Source organism: Acetivibrio clariflavus DSM 19732 (genome assembly GCF_000237085.1).
GTDB classification, from domain to species: domain Bacteria; phylum Bacillota; class Clostridia; order Acetivibrionales; family Acetivibrionaceae; genus Acetivibrio; species Acetivibrio clariflavus.
Map to the genome: position 1 here is coordinate 3,379,475 of NC_016627.1, position 17,812 is coordinate 3,397,286.

The 17,812-nt window shown below is 34.7% G+C and carries 19 protein-coding genes; 5 read left to right on the plus strand and 14 right to left on the minus strand.

From position 1 onward, the window contains the following. Positions 1-6: 6 nt before the first annotated feature. From CLOCL_RS14215 to CLOCL_RS14245, 7 genes are all read right to left on the minus strand, one after another. Complete coding sequence (locus tag CLOCL_RS14215) at positions 7-1,308, minus strand: DnaJ domain-containing protein (RefSeq protein WP_014256000.1); 1,302 nt, start codon at positions 1,306-1,308, stop codon at positions 7-9. 4 nt (positions 1,309-1,312) lie between these two features. Then, positions 1,313-3,010 (minus strand): molecular chaperone HscC, encoded by a 1,698-nt coding sequence (locus CLOCL_RS14220; RefSeq protein ID WP_014256001.1) that lies wholly within the window; start codon positions 3,008-3,010, stop codon positions 1,313-1,315. Between the two features lie 144 nt (positions 3,011-3,154). Continuing rightward, entirely contained in the window at positions 3,155-3,856 is a 702-nt protein-coding gene (gene sfsA, locus CLOCL_RS14225) for a DNA/RNA nuclease SfsA (RefSeq protein ID WP_014256002.1), read from the minus strand. Between the two features lie 22 nt (positions 3,857-3,878). After that, complete coding sequence (locus CLOCL_RS14230; protein WP_014256003.1) at positions 3,879-4,061, minus strand: DUF6472 family protein; 183 nt, start codon at positions 4,059-4,061, stop codon at positions 3,879-3,881. Between the two features lie 59 nt (positions 4,062-4,120). Beyond that, positions 4,121-4,621: a nitroreductase family protein gene (locus CLOCL_RS14235; RefSeq protein WP_014256004.1), complete on the minus strand. Its 501-nt coding sequence runs from the start codon at positions 4,619-4,621 to the stop codon at positions 4,121-4,123. A gap of 191 nt (positions 4,622-4,812) precedes the next feature. Then, positions 4,813-5,334 (minus strand): nitroreductase family protein, encoded by a 522-nt coding sequence (locus tag CLOCL_RS14240; protein WP_014256005.1) that lies wholly within the window; start codon positions 5,332-5,334, stop codon positions 4,813-4,815. Between the two features lie 33 nt (positions 5,335-5,367). Further along, the gene (locus CLOCL_RS14245; RefSeq protein ID WP_014256006.1) at positions 5,368-5,829 is read right to left on the minus strand and encodes a VanZ family protein; all 462 of its coding nucleotides are present in this window, start codon (positions 5,827-5,829) and stop codon (positions 5,368-5,370) included. A 205-nt stretch (positions 5,830-6,034) separates the two neighbouring features. On the opposite strand from CLOCL_RS14245, the gene CLOCL_RS14250 reads away from it, so the two are divergent. Then, positions 6,035-6,514, plus strand: a complete 480-nt coding sequence (locus CLOCL_RS14250) for a metal-dependent transcriptional regulator (protein ID WP_014256007.1) — start codon at positions 6,035-6,037, stop codon at positions 6,512-6,514. A 369-nt stretch (positions 6,515-6,883) separates the two neighbouring features. Here CLOCL_RS14250 and CLOCL_RS14255 read toward each other — a convergent pair whose 3' ends face one another. From CLOCL_RS14255 to CLOCL_RS22795, 4 genes are all read right to left on the minus strand, one after another. Then, complete coding sequence (locus tag CLOCL_RS14255) at positions 6,884-8,779, minus strand: DUF5050 domain-containing protein (RefSeq protein WP_014256008.1); 1,896 nt, start codon at positions 8,777-8,779, stop codon at positions 6,884-6,886. Between the two features lie 41 nt (positions 8,780-8,820). After that, positions 8,821-9,525 carry a hypothetical protein gene (locus tag CLOCL_RS14260; RefSeq protein ID WP_027621796.1) on the minus strand — a complete coding sequence of 235 codons (705 nt, stop codon included), beginning with the start codon at positions 9,523-9,525 and terminating at the stop codon, positions 8,821-8,823. Positions 9,526-9,680: 155 nt separating this feature from the next. Then, a complete protein-coding gene (locus CLOCL_RS14265) occupies positions 9,681-10,691 on the minus strand; it encodes a hypothetical protein (protein WP_014256010.1) in 1,011 nt (336 codons plus the stop codon). A gap of 81 nt (positions 10,692-10,772) precedes the next feature. Then, positions 10,773-12,239, minus strand: a complete 1,467-nt coding sequence (locus CLOCL_RS22795) for a hypothetical protein (protein ID WP_014256011.1) — start codon at positions 12,237-12,239, stop codon at positions 10,773-10,775. Positions 12,240-12,717: 478 nt separating this feature from the next. Between CLOCL_RS22795 and CLOCL_RS14275 the strand changes: the two genes are divergently transcribed. From CLOCL_RS14275 to CLOCL_RS14285, 3 genes are all read left to right on the plus strand, one after another. Beyond that, a complete protein-coding gene (locus tag CLOCL_RS14275) occupies positions 12,718-13,341 on the plus strand; it encodes a hypothetical protein (protein ID WP_014256012.1) in 624 nt (207 codons plus the stop codon). 104 nt (positions 13,342-13,445) lie between these two features. Continuing rightward, positions 13,446-13,991: a hypothetical protein gene (locus CLOCL_RS14280; RefSeq protein WP_014256013.1), complete on the plus strand. Its 546-nt coding sequence runs from the start codon at positions 13,446-13,448 to the stop codon at positions 13,989-13,991. Continuing rightward, positions 13,958-14,182 (plus strand): hypothetical protein, encoded by a 225-nt coding sequence (locus tag CLOCL_RS14285; RefSeq protein WP_027621797.1) that lies wholly within the window; start codon positions 13,958-13,960, stop codon positions 14,180-14,182. The genes CLOCL_RS14280 and CLOCL_RS14285 overlap by 34 nt, the downstream gene beginning before the upstream one ends. Positions 14,183-14,406: 224 nt before the next feature. Here the strand turns inward: CLOCL_RS14285 and CLOCL_RS14290 are convergent, their stop codons facing one another. Further along, positions 14,407-14,967 (minus strand): rubrerythrin family protein, encoded by a 561-nt coding sequence (locus CLOCL_RS14290; protein ID WP_014256015.1) that lies wholly within the window; start codon positions 14,965-14,967, stop codon positions 14,407-14,409. A gap of 168 nt (positions 14,968-15,135) precedes the next feature. Here CLOCL_RS14290 and nagB point away from each other — a divergent pair, with 168 nt between their 5' ends. After that, positions 15,136-15,945 carry a glucosamine-6-phosphate deaminase gene (gene nagB, locus CLOCL_RS14295; protein ID WP_014256016.1) on the plus strand — a complete coding sequence of 270 codons (810 nt, stop codon included), beginning with the start codon at positions 15,136-15,138 and terminating at the stop codon, positions 15,943-15,945. On the opposite strand, the gene CLOCL_RS14300 is transcribed toward nagB, so the two are convergent. Together CLOCL_RS14300 and CLOCL_RS14305 are read right to left on the minus strand one after the other, a co-directional pair. Next, positions 15,942-16,841, minus strand: coding sequence for a hypothetical protein (locus tag CLOCL_RS14300; RefSeq protein ID WP_014256017.1), 900 nt, complete (start codon positions 16,839-16,841; stop codon positions 15,942-15,944). The genes nagB and CLOCL_RS14300 overlap by 4 nt on opposite strands. Positions 16,842-16,979: 138 nt before the next feature. Then, entirely contained in the window at positions 16,980-17,792 is an 813-nt protein-coding gene (locus CLOCL_RS14305; RefSeq protein WP_014256018.1) for an LbetaH domain-containing protein, read from the minus strand. Positions 17,793-17,812: the final 20 nt, after the last annotated feature.

Sequence of the window (17,812 nt, forward strand, 5' to 3'; positions counted from 1 at the left end):
CTGTGCTCAGTAATTTTTTTTATTGCTTTGATACTTTATTATATAAAACGCAATTATTATACCTGCAAAAATAAGGCCTAAAAAAGGCATAAAAATTGAAATAACTAAAATAGGAATGAGTACAGTACAGTATACAAAAACCAATATGTTACTCAGTATTGAATGCTCTGTTGATATTTTATAATTTACATCCTTAACATATTTAATAACTTTCCTTAATCTTCCTCTTAATCTTTCATTTTCGTATTTTTCAAATAGTATATTGACTTGAATATCCCCTACAGGAGACTTTTCAATAAAACTACGAAAATACTTGTCTGCCAATCCATATTTTTTCATGCTGCACAGACACATAATCATGCCTTTTAAGGCTTCAAGATTATCCTTTTCTTTTTTAAGAACAATCTTAAAGTCTATTGAGGCCTTTTTATACTGGCCGCACTTTAAATAGGCATTACCCCGATACAGCAAAATTTCCAAATCATTGTCGTTTAAAGACAATGCCTTTGACAGTGCTTCAATAGCTTGATCGTAATTGTGCAAAAAATATAGAGAAATTCCTTTAATTTTGTAAATAAAATAATCTCCATTGAAAATCTTTTCAGCATCCTGGACCAATTTTACAGTCTCTTGATAATTCCCGCTCCAAAATGACTCGAAGGCATAAAACCTATATTTTGCATAGTTGGAGTAATCAATATCAAGTTTAGAGTCAAAGCAATCAAAAGGCAGTCCGAAATCAAACATAACAAATTTTGCCCATCTAAACCTTGGGTCTTCAGAAATTGAGAATTCCGAGTCTATAAACTTCCATACTTCATAGGGTAAAACACAGTTGTTATTAAAAAAATCCCATGCATTTTCAGTCAGGTAGTGGTATTCATCTATAGTGAGCTCATTATTCAATAACTCTTGCCAACACTTTACATCTCTGCGTTTAAAAATATCGTTATATAACAGTTCCACCTTCTCAAGCAGTTGTGGCTTTACCTTTGGAAAATTCTTTTCCAAAATCCTCCTTATACGGACTTTATCAAAGCTCACTTCAGGTTTTGAAGTTGTTTCTTTAAAGCTGTCCTCAAAGTAGTCCAGATTGCTCTCAGAACTGTTATCAACAAATACCTGGAACTCCATATTACCCCTGCCGGTTTGCGCTTGTTCCAATGCTTCCTCATAAGCCTTTCTTATCTGCATAAAACCTTCGGGGTCATCTTCAGGATGGCATTTTTTTACTGCTTTAGCATATGCCCTTTTTATTTCTTTAACATCGGAAGTTTTTTCAATACCCAATATGGACCATATATCCATTCCATCATTTCTCCCATTCTTCAATTCTATTTAAAAACTTCTCCAGTCTTTCAGCTTCAGCCTCAATTTCTTCACGATTCTGCCTGTCCAATACCGCTTCAAAATGTTCAAGAGCCTGGGCAATTTGAGCTCTAACATCGGAAAGGGTCTCTTCATAGAGCCTTTCACCTTTTGCCAACAGATACCGATTCCTTGCGTTTTCCCTCGGATAAATTTTAATTTCGGCCAGTTCCTTAAGGCGAGCCTCAACCTCTTCTTCCGTCAATGTACATTCGTTCTTAAGGATTACTTTACGAGTAACTTCACCGGTTGACACAGATTTGACCTCCACCTCCAAAATACCGTTAATGTCATAGGTATACCTTACATCTACTGCTGATTTTCCGCGGAGCTCAGGCGGAACATGTACTTCCAGCTCACCCAATTTAATATTGTTTTCCACCATCCTGCTTTCCCCCTGATATACTCCAACTCTTATCACTGTTTGGAAATCATACATAGTATAAAACCTTTCAACCCTGCTGCACGGAAGTATAGTATTACGCTCTATTATGGGATGAAAACGCCCTTCTACAATTTCTCCAAATTCGTTATATGTTGCTACTTCTGTTCCCAAAGTGTATGGACATACATCTGTGAGCACCGTTTCTTTCAAAGATTCATTCCGTTCCTTCATTGCTGCATAAACTCCGGCTCCATAGGCTACAACTTCGTCAGGATTAATTGAACAAAGGGGCAGCCTTCCAAAATATTTCGCAGCAAACGAGCGGATTATGGGCATCTTGGTAGCCCCACCAACCATTATAATCTCATCGAGGTCATCGGTATATGTATTAGAGTCCCTAAAAGCTCTTTGCAGTGGTTGCTTTAACTTTTGAAGCAAATCCTGTGCCAGTGTTTCAAATTCACTGTTCGATATCCGGAGAATATAATCCTGCCCGTTAATTGTGCAATTCATTTCATGCCTGTCTATCCCGGACAATGCAATTTTGCATCCCTCTGCCTGTTTTTTCAGTGCTGAAAAAGTTTTTAAATCCAACATATCTTTATTTAACTTATGGTACTTCAGAAAATAATCGATTAAGCATTGGTCAAAATCTTCACCGCCTAAATAATTGTCTCCCGCCACCGCTTTGACTTCCATTATATCGTCAAAAAGCTCGAGAATGGAGACATCAAAAGTACCCCCGCCCAAATCAAATACCAAAAAATTTCTCTCACTGTCCGATTGATGCAAGCCATAGGCAACAGCTGCCGCAGTTGGTTCGTTAATAAGCCTTTCCACTTTAAGCCCGGCCATTTCACCAGCCTGTTTTGTTGCACGTCTCTGTTGATCATTGAAATATGCCGGAACACTAATTACCGCCTCAGTTATCTCCTTTTGAAGAAATGCCTCTGCATCGGCTTTAAGTGATCTTAAAACAAAGGAAGAAAGTTCTGTAGGTGTAAAGGTATACTTACCCAAATTATACTTTTTATTTGTTCCCATATACCTTTTAAAAGCCGCTGCTGTGAGATGCGGATGTGTAATAAGCCTCTCTTTGGCAGCTCTACCTACTAAAATCTCACCATTTTCATCAACACTCACAACCGACGGTGTCAATTTTTCTTGCAGGGCATTCGGTATGATAACACATTCGTTGTTTATGAAGCATGATACCAAACTGTTTGTGGTTCCCAAATCTATTCCTATAATGGACATATCTGATATCTCCCATCATATACATTTCTATTTTAAAAAGAATTTTACAATGATTATTATATATCTTATTGAAAGTTGTGGAAAGTCTTATTATAAATGGTTTTTACTATTATAAAACATTGACATAAAGAAATCCGGTTGCCCTTAATCCAGAACAACCGGAATGCTCTTAATTATATTGACTTGCTTTTGATCTATATCAATTTTACAAACATAGGCAAATAAATCAACGCCTGCCTTTTTGGCATTTCTCAATGCAATGCCGAATCCTTTGTCAGTCCTGTCATTAGGCCTTATTTCATCGGCATCCTCCCTTTGTACAATAAAGATAACTCCCGCGCCTTTCCCGCTCAGCTTTATATTTACCAATTCTTCAAGATGTCTTGTACCTCTTGTGGTGGGTGCATCCGGGAAAAACGCCTGTCTGTCTTCTACCAGTGTGACACCTTTTACTTCAATATAGTATTCCTGTTCACCGTTAAACAATCCAAAATCAAAGCGACTGTTCAGTAAAGTTACTTCACGGCGAATTTCACTATAAGCAGCAAACTGTTCAAATGTGTTGCTCTTCAAAGCATCATATACTATTCTGTTGGGCAAATTAGCAGAATCGATGGAAACCCAAACCCCACCTTTTTTTACAAATAAAAGCCCAAACTTTGTCTTGCGATTCGGATTGTCAAATTTCCTTACCAACACAGCAGCTTTTTTCGTCAGTAGTTCTTTAAGTCTTCCCGTATTGGGAACATGAACAAGTTCTCTGCTTCCTTCAATTTCCACCACCGCTTCAAAACGGTTAAGTCTCTCAACAAAACGTCCTTTTACAAGTTCTCCTTCAATTTTCATTTAAAGCTTCCTTTGTAATTTTTTATATCTGTTTTCTTACTGTTTTATATTCATCATGAAACCTAAAATAGGGACAATTGTCATAGGATTTTTTCATGAATCGAACCATTTCATCTTCATCCAAATTTACTTGACAAACATAGTAATTATACTCGTCATCAAAAATATAGTTCACACAATACTCACACTTTGATTTCCCTTTCATTTTATATCCTTTCAACACCTCCTATTGCATCATTATGTAATTTCAATCTTCAATTTATCTTACCATCTATCCCTGTGAATCCTTGACGGATTGAATCTATCGGCAGGTTCTTTAGTCTCAGCCGGATAACCTAACGACATAATGCCTAAAGGAATCACATTTTGAGGAATATTCAAAAGTTCCTTCACCTTATTTACCCTCTCTTCCCTGGGGTATACTCCAAGCCATACCGCACCCAAACCGAGGTTATCTGCCATTAAAAGCATGTTCTGCATTGCAGCCGAGCAATCCTGTACCCAATATCCTTCATGTTTCTCCAAAGAAAGATCGCCACAAACAACAATGGCATGACTTGCCTCCTTAAGCATCTGTGAGTAGGGATGAAATTTCGTTATATCAATCATAATGTTTTTATCGCTTATAACGATAAAATGCCATGGCTGCTGATTTCCGGCTGAAGGTGCTGCCATACCGGCTTTCAAAATTTCTTCAATTAAATCCTCCGAAACAATTTTATCTGTATATTTTCTTATACTTCTCCTATGGAAAATTGAATTCATGCCCAATACCCCTCCTTACATTTTATTTGTATGTTACATAAATTTATGTTCAAATTCCAGTCTCAATCATGAGCATAAATTCATTAGTTTTAATCACTAAGTCAGGAAATATGAAACCTTTTCAATGCTGACTAACAAAACCAACCTTTTTTATTTTGATTCAAAAGCCGTTTATATATGTACTCTGCTTGTTAATATTTGTTATAGTGCAGCTTTTCATACATTAAATCATCTTCGGAATAAGCGCTCTTTGCTTCCGCCGGGTATCCAACGGCAATCATGCACTCAACGTTGTAATTTGAAGGTATTCCAAGCACTTCTTTTACATAGTCTTCAGCTTTCAAATTTCCGGAATGGAATCTCTCCCTAATCTGTATCCAGCATGAGCCCAAGCCCAGAGATTGAGCTGTTAGCTGAATTATAATTGAAGCAATGGAGGCATCCTCTATCCAGACATCACATTTCTCAGGATCCGCAACTACAACAATTCCCAAGGGTGCATTTTCAATAAATGATGAACTGTGCTCTCTTGCTTTAGACAGCTTTTTTAGCAATTCCTTATCAGTTACTGCAATAAATTCCCAAGGCCTTCTGGACCGTGATGAAGGAGCCAGCAAAGCACTTTTTAGCAATATATCCATCTTATCCTTTTCCACTTCTCTGTCTTGAAATTTTCTGATACTTCTTCGGGATTTCAATAATTCGTACAACATTGCCAATTTTCCTCCTCCTGTTGTCAGAATAATTCAAAGACACTTTATATTATTGCGATTCTTGGATATTAATGCTGCGGTACTTCTTATTATAAAGTATCCGACAACTCCTCCGAGTACATTCAATATAATGTCATCTATATCGCATGTACCCACAGCAAATACATATTGAAAAATCTCAATGGACAAAGTTGCCAAAAACACCACTGCAATAACTTTAGAAAAGCTTTTCATCCTACTGAAAACCATAGGCAGCAAAAAGCCCATTGGCACAAAAGCTGCAATATTTCCGGCAATATTTATCATAACAAAATCCCAATTATATGATGACGTAAGAAATTTAACAATTGTTTTAAAAGGAATAAGGTTTATTCTCCGCTGAAAAACATTTCTGCCATAGGTATGGTCAAAAAAAGTCAAATATATTAAATAAAATAAATACAAAACAAACATAATTATGCCGATTAATCTTATTAACGTTTTATATTTTCTCATAGCAACCTCTAGACCTTTATATTGTCTCAAATGCTTTACCCTTTAAATTAAAATTTAAACTATTTTTACAGCCATGTAATTCATGTAATTATAATATCACATTTAAAATGTAAAATAAATTCACCGCGTTGTGAATATAAATAATTAAGAAACTTTTCTAATTCCAAGAAAGTGCAATATAACACTTTGACAAGGTTGTGAATTAATGAAGGAAATATCGGAATTCCATACTGTTCGTGGATATCAACTGCTTGAACAGAATAAAAAGCTTTTAACTTCATCAATGGAAGATTATCTGGAGATGATATACAGAAACAGCCTCATTGAAGGGTATATGCGTATAAATACCCTTTCTGAGCTTTTAAATGTGGCAGCATCCTCGGCTACAAAAATGGTTCAAAAATTGAACAGTTTAGGTCTGATTGACTATAAAAAATACGGTATTATTTCTTTGACGGAAGACGGAAAAGAACTTGGAAAATTTTTATTAGAAAGGCACAATATCATCGAATCGTTTCTAAAAAACCTCGGTGTGAAGGAAAATATACTTATTGAAACTGAATTAATCGAACATTATGTCTCAGTTTCAACACTGCAAAAGATAAGTACGTTCAATAAATTTTTAGAGCTAAATCCCGATATTATGGAAAAATACAAGAAATTTTCTCAAAACTCAATGTCATAAATAGTTTGGTTGATTTTTCAATTTTTAATATCATAAGAATTTTAGCAATTTTTCTAAAAATAGTTATCCTCTCCACTACCCCAATATATTAACTATAAGCTGAATGGACTTTTCCATGCTCTAATATCCACAGTATTCATTTTCAGCATTACTAGAGGTACGAAATGTAAAACTATTCACTTTCTATTGTGCAACTGTAGGTCCACCTATAGGCAGACCCACAACGAATACATTTTAAATATTACAAACTGTTATTTTTATTAAATAAAGATAAGAAGCATATACAAGTAATGCCATAATGACAGCATATATTATTTTCCTCAATTCATTACTCCCATTTTTATGCTCTTACATCTACCATTACAACTGTCAATACTCGAAATACACTCCTTGAATATCATTATTTTCTAAAAGAATAGGTTTTAAACAGAACCATGTTGTATAAACTTTCGAATCCTTTCTTTCCAGTTTCAATAAAATATCCCCTTCTCCATACGTTTCCAGCATATTGTCCGGTAAATAGGTTTCAAATACCAAATTAATTGCAGCTTTGTCCCCTACTACTTTTGTTCTTATCCTTTGTTTAGTTTGAAATCCGTTAATACTGATATCTCCATAATATTCATTATTTTCCTTGTGGATTCTTATTGTATAAAACATGTTTTGGTCAGGGGGAACAAATTCCGAATATTTCAGAGTGCCTTCCCATGTTTGCAATTCTGCATCAATATCTCTTTTTACAGTTAGTACCCATAAATCCAGTTTATTGTCTTCATTAAAATATCCCCAAAAATTATATCCACCCATGTCATAATTAAAATACGTTTTTCCATTTTCTGGTCGCTTATTATAATTCTTTCCATAGAGTTCTTCCATTCTTTCAATTGGATCTCCAAATTTCAAACCCCGTTCTGTAGGAATATTGTCATTAACATATATCTCGTAAATTTTCTCTTCTCTATCAAATTCTATTATATAATATCTCATATCAAATATTCTATTTCCATACCTCCAATCATAGGGATGAGAAGTTCTCTCTATTTCATATGTCTCTTCGCCCTTTTCATTCAGTAACCTTCTGACTTCCTCTATGGGCATTCCTAAATACAATGCTTTTTCTCCATATTTAGCCGCATTAAAAAGAACTTTGGGTAAATTCCCTCCATTATCATTAGCGGAATCTTTCGCTTCTTTATCTTCAACATTTTGATTTACGTTAGGATCAGCATAATCCTCTTCTGACCCATCCAATTTAATTCTAAATGGGGCCATGTCATCTTTATGAAGATATATAAAATATATCCAATCTCCAACAATATGTATAAAAGGACTACGAGTTTCACTTAATTTTTCTTTACCGCTTCCATCAGGCTTTATTCTATATAATTTTTCAAAATCAGATAAATTGCAATAGTATATCCATTTACCATCGGTATTAAAATTAAATACTTTATCTTCTGTAATTAAACTTTTGTTATTGCCACTAATATCCATCATGTACATTTTGTCATTATGGTCAGTAAAGTATATCCATTGATCATATAAAACAAATGAATGCATTTCCTCATCGGATATTCTGTTCTTTTCAGTTCCATCTGTTTTCATTTTGTAAAGATAACTTTTGTGTATTACATCTCCCGGAACATATTCTTCAGATAAATAATATATCCAATTATCTTTTACTATCAAACTCTCAGCACAATCATCACTTAGTTTCTCTTTATTGCTCCCATCTATCTTCATTTTATATAAATCACCGTCAATTTTTCCGCCAACCACAAACCAAGTACTAAAATATATCCAGTCTCCCTGAACATATATGGTGCTACATCTCTCATCATGTAACATCATTCTTTGTGTTCCATCTTTTCTAGCTTTGTACAATTTATGACCATCAGATAGATTAATGTAATATATCCAATCCCCAACAATATTAATGCCTTCTGCAGTGTCATCCAATATTTTAGTCGGTTCTGCCCAATCGTAATTGACTCTGTACAGTTTACAGTCAGCTTCTGTAAGATCAGGAGCAAAACCGTTTGTAAAATATATATATCCATTATCATATATTGCATATCCGCCATTTATCAAATTTCCATAACCGTTATTTTTCATCTCTTGATTTTGCACTTTTCCCGTATTCTCAATACTTCCATTATTATTGTAACTGTCCTGATCTCTGTCTTTTATTACTCCATCTTTACCGCATCCACATAATAATGCCATTAGTATTGCTATAATTAAGCACAATTTTCTATATACCATTTAACCACCCTTCAAACTCTATGATATAAATCATGTTAAAACTATCGCAAATCAATAATAGCTCTTAAGTAAAATTCTCCATCTGTTTTTTCAAAAACAGCCCAATTTCCAATGATACTATAATTGACAATTTGGGACTCTCCAAGAACCATTTCTTTATCCTCAAGTTTTACAATATAAGAGCTATATTCATAACTGCTTAATTCTTCGCACAAATCTATGATATCGTCAGATGATGGCTCATATATATCATTTTCTACATCATGGATAAAGTTAAAGCCATCAGAATCTAATTGGGATACCGGAAGCTCAATTATTGAAACCTTTTGGCTTTCTTTAAATAGGTCTTTTAGATCAATAGGAGTTTCACCACTAACTTCAAACTGAAGATTATCCTGAATCTCATCAATTGCGTATAAATTCCTTACATCTTTTCCCCTTGCTCCTAGTCCGGAACTGAAATTCCTCATAACTATGAGTCCTGCTGGACTGATAATTTCTTTTAATGCTGCTGCATCAGAGTTTTTAATCGCCAACAACATTTCTTCTATTACTTTTAAATCCTCTGCTTTACTAATTGTCTGTTGTGGTGTTGGTTCGGTTTCTGTATAATTTGCATTGTCATTTATACTATCATTACTACTATATTCACCGTTAAAATTATCCTTTGTCTGTTTACATCCCGAAAACAATAAAAGTATTATACCAAGCACTATTGCAAATCTATATAACATTTTGCTGTTCAATAAAAAACACACCCTTTCATTTCCAACCATAAACATTTTTTAATCAGAATTTCTGCATAATCTCTATTTGTAGCAATCTCAACTATGTTACTTTCCCTTCCGGGTTCGCTTATGTTTCCTGCTTTTTTAATTGATTTTAACTTTTATGATGCTGATTAACTTATCCTGACAATATTTTCAATACTCCAAATATCATTTTCTTTGTTTAAAGTGAATTTATATCTCTTGTTTCCTTCGACAGAAACTATAACATTAGCTTTTGCTCCGTTTTCTTTTGCGGCAATTTCTTGGTCACTCTCAAATTCCAATTTCTCAAACGCCAAAGCTTCAAATAATTCCTCATTTGAAAAATCAATTCCCCCTCTGACATCCTGAGAGCATAGTTTGCCCAGTCTTTCACTTACTTCTTCCGATTTTTGAAATTCCAATACATTTAAAGCTATATACTCCCGAACAATTTCTTCAGGGGTATTTGGATATTCAGGCAATTCGACTTCCGTTTTTACCAATTCAAATTTTTGATTATTATATTCATAAATGTTTTTCACAGGATAATATAAAACATCATAACTCCACCGGTTTTGCACATATCCGTCAATTTTTCCATCATTGTCAGAGTCTATTATTTCATCACTGCCTGCCCCGGTTGGTGAAGCACTATAAGCGATTTCTTTAAATTCCTTGTCACCCAATTCAAATATACTGAACCCTACCAGATTAGCCCCGTTTGTCAATCCGCAATATATGTACTTTTTTTCATCTCCGGCTAAAGATATAAGCTTTACTTCATATACTGCATAAATGCTTTCGGCGAAATTATCACCAATTTGCTTTATTTCTCCGTCTATTTCCTTTAATACATATGCCTTTCCGATATAGGTTGATAATTTGTCTTCTCCTTCGGTTCCAATAGCCACAATTACTTCATTGTTTCCATCCAAGTCTATATCTTCATCGGAATAAAACAGTATTTTTTCGTTATCTTCGATTAATTTTTCATTGATATAAGCCTTAATCAAATCAGAGGTATTTGAAGTTTTTTTAACTGCATTTTCAATTTGATTGTCATTTTTCTCATTGTCAACTTTATCAACAGTATTCCTACTGCATGATATAAGATTCATTGATAATATTATTAAAACCAACATCGAAACAATTTTCTTCATTCTTAAAATCCCCCGTTATAATCCTTTATTAATATTAAATTCTGTAATGCTTTAATTACGTTTAATAGGATGAAAGGAAGCCTATTCTTTTGCATTTTTTAGGCTAACTACCCTAACCAAATCCGCACTTGTCATTATCTGTCTATAACCTATTGAGTAGTTATCTATTACAATTTCCGCTTCACCGGATTCCTTTGGCAAAAGCTTATGTGCTATTTCCGTATTATTAATCAATATAGTTTTTTCATCAGCAAAGTTTTCAAATACAGGTATAATTTTTCTCGATTCTTCATCCAAAGTAATGACACATCCATATCCGTCACCGGTATAATCCCATTCGTATACTCCTTTAACGGTTATTTCTCCTGAAAATGTTATATCACCTATCATTTCGGAATTTTTTTCTATACTTTTTACAGTTAGGGAACCTATTTTTTGTCCGACATGTACCGTATCTTCATCTACTAAATAATTTTCAACTTCACCCTCAAAAACTTTCTTCATCCCGTACAATTTTCCGTCAATAACAACAATAATTTTATCCCCGACTATATAAAACTCTCCTCCAAAAGCTTCCCACTTTTCCTGCTTTTCATCATCTCTAAATATCACTATTTTGTTTGCAAAATCCACGTCTATGTTATTTTTGTCAAGATACTGTCGTAAATCATCACCAAAGCTTTCCCTACCCAACTTTTCAATTAAATACTTCGGATTATTTAACCCTTTCGGCCCACATCTACAAAACAGCGGCATATATATAAACTGCTTACTCAAATATTTCAAGCTTTCTTCCGGTGTAAATCCATGTACAGTTACTGGTTCGATAAATTCCCATATACCGTAAAAATTCTCACTATTTTCGGAAATATTTATATTTGACTGTTCCTCGCTTTCCTGTTTGTTATATTTTCCCAAATCCAACTCCACTAAATCCCTACCTGCACCAAATCCGCTCCTATAGCTAATCATTCCCTTTTCTTTTTCCCAAATTATAGTTTCAAAGTACCCCGATTCAACCAGGTCATTGTACGAATGATATTTTCTGACATCCCCTTTAACTTCTAAATATCGATGTAGACCTCTTTCTTCTCCCAATTCGTCGTTTATTTCTCCATCCTGACAAACAATCACGCTATCTTCGGGCAATTGCCCGTTGTCTTTTATTTTTCTAAGATTTCCTTCAGTTGGTTCAATTTTATAAATCTTATCTTTTTGAACATAAAAATAGCCTAAACTCAAACGTTCCTCCGGAACCTCCATTATCCCATCTATTCTCAATTCATAAACTATCCCATCTTCCAACTTAGCTACTTCATTTATATTAAGTTTTACATCTTTCTCTACTATATCATCAAATATAAACTTTCCTTTATAATTCAACTGTTCAACATTAGGGTTGAAAAAGGGATTATTAACACTCGAGCTATTTTCTGCTTGAATATTTTCCCTGTTCGAATTTTCATCCGCATTTGGTATATTGGCTTTATTGCAGCCAAAAGCAAATAAAAGGCCAAACACTAAAACCATTGCAAGAGCTTTTCTCATTATTATGTTACCTCCGTCTTAATTTTGATTCTTAGACAAAAATTCAATTGCATAATTATCCAATTTTACGTAACCAATACAATTATCATAATTAAAGTTTAGTTAATAATCAATATTTATCGTTTTAAGAAACTATAAAGCTATGAGAACTCTCAGGAGGTACTAAAGCCGATTTGGATATAAAAAAGATGAGAACAACTTAGATTGAAAACTAAGTTGTTTGGACAGATTAGGATTAAATCTATAAATAAGCTGGCAAAATATTTGATATTTAGTATAATTATAATGTAACCAAATAATAATTAATTTAAACAAAATCAAGTATCGTTAGGAGGACAAATATATGAAAGAGTTGTTACCAATACGGTTTATTTCATCGGAATGTAGATGTTGAAGAATTCAAATTCAGAGATCTTATAAATCAAAAACTTAAAGAATATGAAAGTAAAAAATCTGATAATAAAGAGAGTTGAATAATATGATAATTAACATGAATCAAACAAGAACTTTCGGTGGTGCTGATTTTGTTTTCTCCACTATCGACAATTATGTTATTTATACATCTGAAGTTCGTTTGGCTATAATGGGCATGCCTCGTATCACCCTGATTAAGAACAATGAGCCAGTTCTCTTATTAAGAAATAAAGATAAAAATCCTTTTTCACAAGCTTTTAAAAGGAATTATAAATTATTTGATATAATAAAACCCGATGGAGAAACATGCGGAAAGCTTTCTCACAGATTTGTAGGAAAGTTTTTGTCCGGTTACACATATGAGGAGATTACTTTTAATTCAGAAGTTTACAACTGCTATGATGTCGGAATGGGCAAAGAAGGTACATTTGTCTGTATATATTCGGGTGATGAGCAAATTGCAATGATAGAAAAACCACCTGTAGTTTATGACAACAAGGATTTTTACAAAATATATATAAAGGATGACAGACACGCAGAAATTGTATGCCTTTTTGCCACATACTATGACCATTCTACAGCTGGGAATTACAATGAAATTACAACAAAAGAAATAAATTATAGATACACAACGAATAAGGAACTAAAAAGCAAGTATAATCCTCTATTTAAGGAATTGTGCAACTAATTGCCAAACTGGAAGGTTCAGGCATTGTCCATGGAAGCGAATTCAGCAAACCTATTTAACAATGACTATATAAAATAATCTATAGTAATGGAGGATTAATGTAAGTGAAGTACATATATAATGCAATAAACATTATTATTGCAATTTCCGTAATTGTTTCACAATGCGGATGTAAGAACTCAGCATCAAGCAACTATACAAATCAAAACTTCAGCACACCTTCAATACAAACCACCCACAACAGCAATGCCTTACCCTCTGATTTACAAGACTCAATGGATGCTACACCAAATTCTCCAAGCAGCAATGATGATAATCGAAATAATATCACCTTGTCAAAAGTATGGGAATTTGAAGGTATAGATTCTTATTATAAGCCGATTGTCAACGGCAACAATGTCATAATCTGCGGTAAAAATGTACTGTTTAATATCAGCAAAGACACCGGTAAAAAGAACTACGAGAGCTTTTTAAATTTCAATTATGCCGTCGACTTTTATACCGACTCTAATATCATTGCTGCTTGCAATGCAAAAGGTTTTCTGGAAGTAACCGATGTAAATACCGGTAATCTTTTATGGACCTCAGGGTTGATTTGGAAACCGGCAACATCCTTTTGGATTACATCTATGAAGGCAATGGAACTATAACCAGTGTATCTCAAAAAGACAACACAATATTTTTTACAACAGGTACTGACTTAGTATCTATTGATAAATCCGGACACAATTTTACTATTTATGGTTTAGGTATGCCAGTGGACGGTAATTTAGCAGTAAACGGTGATGAGATATACTTGACCAATTCTGAAAACAAACTTTTTAAATATAAAATAGATTGAACAAGGCAAACTTATATAGTTGGCCACCGCAAGCAGATTGACTTTCAATTGAAATATATACATAAAAGTTTCCTGCAAGCTCATAGACTCATAATCTGCTGTCATAAAATTTTCTGGTTTATATTTGACTGCAAATATAAACCAGAAAGCGCACCTTTACACATCTAAAATTGTTTTCAAGTTTTCAAATGGGATAAAATAAAAAAACATATGATATACAAAAACTATGCCGTAAAATGTTTATACATTTCTTTTTTAGTCCCGCAAACAGGGCATACATCCGGAAGATGGTCTTTTACTGTATGCCCGCATACAGGACATACATACACAGGTCCTAATTCCATATCCTTTCCCTGATTTGCAGCTTCCTGTGCTTCCTTAAACAGCCGGGCATGAATCTTCTCTGCCTCTAATGCAAAGTGAAAAGCCCTTTCGGCATCTTTTTCCTCCTGATATCGTGCTGCGTTTAAATAAACAGGATACATCTGTTCGACCTCATGCAGTTCGCCGTCAATTGCGCCTTGCAGATTATCAACAGTTTTACCCGCTCCAAAAACTGCACCCGCAGTAACACTATAATCCCCAACACGGTCTTTCAGCGCTCTAAAGTGGTTATCGGCATGAGCCCACTCTGCATAGGCTATAGCCCTAAACAATCTTCCTATATTGGGCATGCCCTCCTTATCCGCTATATCGCCCCATATAAGGTATCGCATGTGAGCCATGCTTTCCCCGCCATAAGCGGAACGCAAAAAATCTGCAGTCATATCATTTTTTACTGACACTTATTATCTTCCTCCCATACAATGTTTTGTATTGTTATGGTATGGAATATCAATGGATTTTATACTCTCTTATAAATAACTCTTTAGCATTTTCACCTGCATTTGCATAATTATAATTAAATATGATAAAATCGAATTAGTTCGAATTTCTGCGACTGGAGGATATTTATGAAAATAGTAATCAAGGAAAACTATGAAGAAATGAGTAAATATGCTGCAGAAGTAATAGCATCCTGTATAAGGGCAAAACCGGATTGTGTTTTGGGATTAGCTACAGGAAGCACTCCAATAGGTACATACAAAGAGCTAATTAAAATGCATAATAACGGTCTCGATTTTTCAAGGGTAAAGACCTTCAATCTCGACGAATACCTTGGAATAGGCATGAATCTTGACAAGCCATATAACGAAGACCAGAGTTATGCAAGGTTTATGTACGAGGAATTGTTTAAGCACATAAATATTAAAAAAGAGAATATTCATATTCCGGACGGTCTGACCAAAGAACCCGAAAAGTTCTGCCGCTGGTATGAAGAAGAAATAAAAAAGGCCGGAGGAATCGACCTTCAGCTTCTAGGTATAGGCGGCGACGGTCACTGGGCATTCAATGAACCGGGTTCATCCCTGCAATCAAGGACAAGAGTAATACCTCTTGCCAAGCAAACTTTAGATGACAATTACGAAAGCTTCTTTAAAAAATCGGGAATTTCCAGAGACGAAATGCCGCGTTTTGCAATAACAATGGGAATAGGTACAATCCTTGAAGCAAAGAATATTTTAATGATTGCCAACGGCGAAAGAAAAGCTTCTGTTGTAGCCAAGGCAATTGAAGGACCTATTACTTCACAGATTACTGCTTCTGCAATACAACTCCACAGCGGCAATGTAACTGTAGTTCTTGACGAGGCTGCTGCCTCAAAGCTCAGCAACATTGAGCATTATAAATACGTTGAAAAGCTTATGAATGAATACAATTAAAATATTTCTTCGCTTTCTTCTTTTGTATAGAAATATTTTGTGAACTCTTCTTCCAAGAGTTCATTTTCATTTTCAAGCAAATATTTGAAAGCTGCCTTACTGTGTGCAATAGCTTCATCTTCAAGCTTTGACAACTTTTCGGGAATGTTTTTCTCCACAAGCATTTTTTTTACGTCGTCAAAAATTTCACGGTTGCCATAGAGAAAAATGCCCTCATGAAGAATCTTTGAAGCCACCATGGATTTAAAATCATTGAACTCCATTTGCTCATAGGCTTTGGATATGTCTTTAATAACATAATCGATTTCTTCCATATATTGCGGATTCTTTATAAGGAATCCCTTTTCTTTATATATTGCAAGATCAAGACCTCTTAGAAAACCATCGGCAAGATTCCTGGATATAACAATTATGTCAAGGTCGGAACCTCTCACCAATTTGCCTGACGACGCTTCAGGTCTAAGTTCCGAATGGGCCATATCATATACTACATCTCCGGCAATCATAAAACATATATTGTTTTTTATACTTTCGGAATCCTCCAGGAAATCTACAATTTTTGATACAGTATTATATGCCAGTTCATATTTTCTTTTGCTGATGAGTTTTACATTCTCATGCAGAATCTCTGCCTTGCGTTCAATTTCGGCAATATCCTTATTCAGGCCCACCACCGAATAAGTGAGAAATTCTCTCATTATTGACGGTGAAAGTCTGGCATAGCCTTCAATTTTTTTATCAAGACGCAAATATTTTTTCCCAAAGGTCTTTACTGTAATTTCATTGGCTTTGTAACAGTACCTCCACAAACGCAGCTCATCTATTCCGGTTTTCTCATATAACTCTTTTCCGGTTAACGGACCTTCTTTCTCAAGAATCTTAATAATATCATTCATAACTGATTCTCCTCATCCGCAAAAAATTTTATCCAGGCTTTAACCGTATGAAACTTATCCCGGCAAAAACTAAAGTCAAATCAATAAATTCCGCTGCTTACGGCAGCGGAATTTATCTTAAGTCTGAAAATTTCCTGTCTAATTTCTCTCTTGCAATTCCTGACACTGTTTGAATTTAATAATATTATTTGGAGGATAATATCCTCTGGCAGTGGCATTGGGATAAAGAAGAGAGTTCTTTCCTATAAGGGTTCCAGGAGTTGTGGCACTATTGCAACCTGTCTCAACACCGTCACCTAGAATGGCTCCTAATTTTCTTAATCCAGTTTCATACTGTTTGCCGTTTATATTGAGAACCACCTGTGATTCTACAAGTTTGAGGTTTGCAAGCTTTGTACCTGCACCAAGGTTAACCTTACCTAAAATACTGTCACCTATATAGGCAAAATGCCCTGCTTTACTTTCACCAAGCAAAATACAGGATTTCAATTCGGTTGTATGTCCCACGACACATTTATTTCCGACAAGCACATCTCCTCTTATATAGGCACCCTGGCGTACTTCCGTGTCGTCACCTATTATTGTCGGACCTTTTATCAATGCTCCAGGCTCAACAATAGTATTCTTTCCGATGGATATGTTTCCATCCATAAAAACTGCCCCGGCATAAAGGATACTAGCACCCTCTAAAACCTGGCCGTCCATAATAACTTCGGGACTTTTTTTGGAGTTATCTATGGTAAATCCGTCATCGATAACTTTGCCATCATAAAGTATCAATGTTTTATCCAGTACCAATCTGCTGCTATAGACTCCTCCCAAGTTCGGTACAAGACTGTCCTTTATAAACTTCTTTAGTCTCCCAAGTCCTTCCCACACATATTCTGTGCCCTCAAAGATAGCTTCAAACGGGTTTCCCGAAAGATCAAAAAAATCTTCAGCTTTAAGCATAATATTCCTCCTATAAAAAA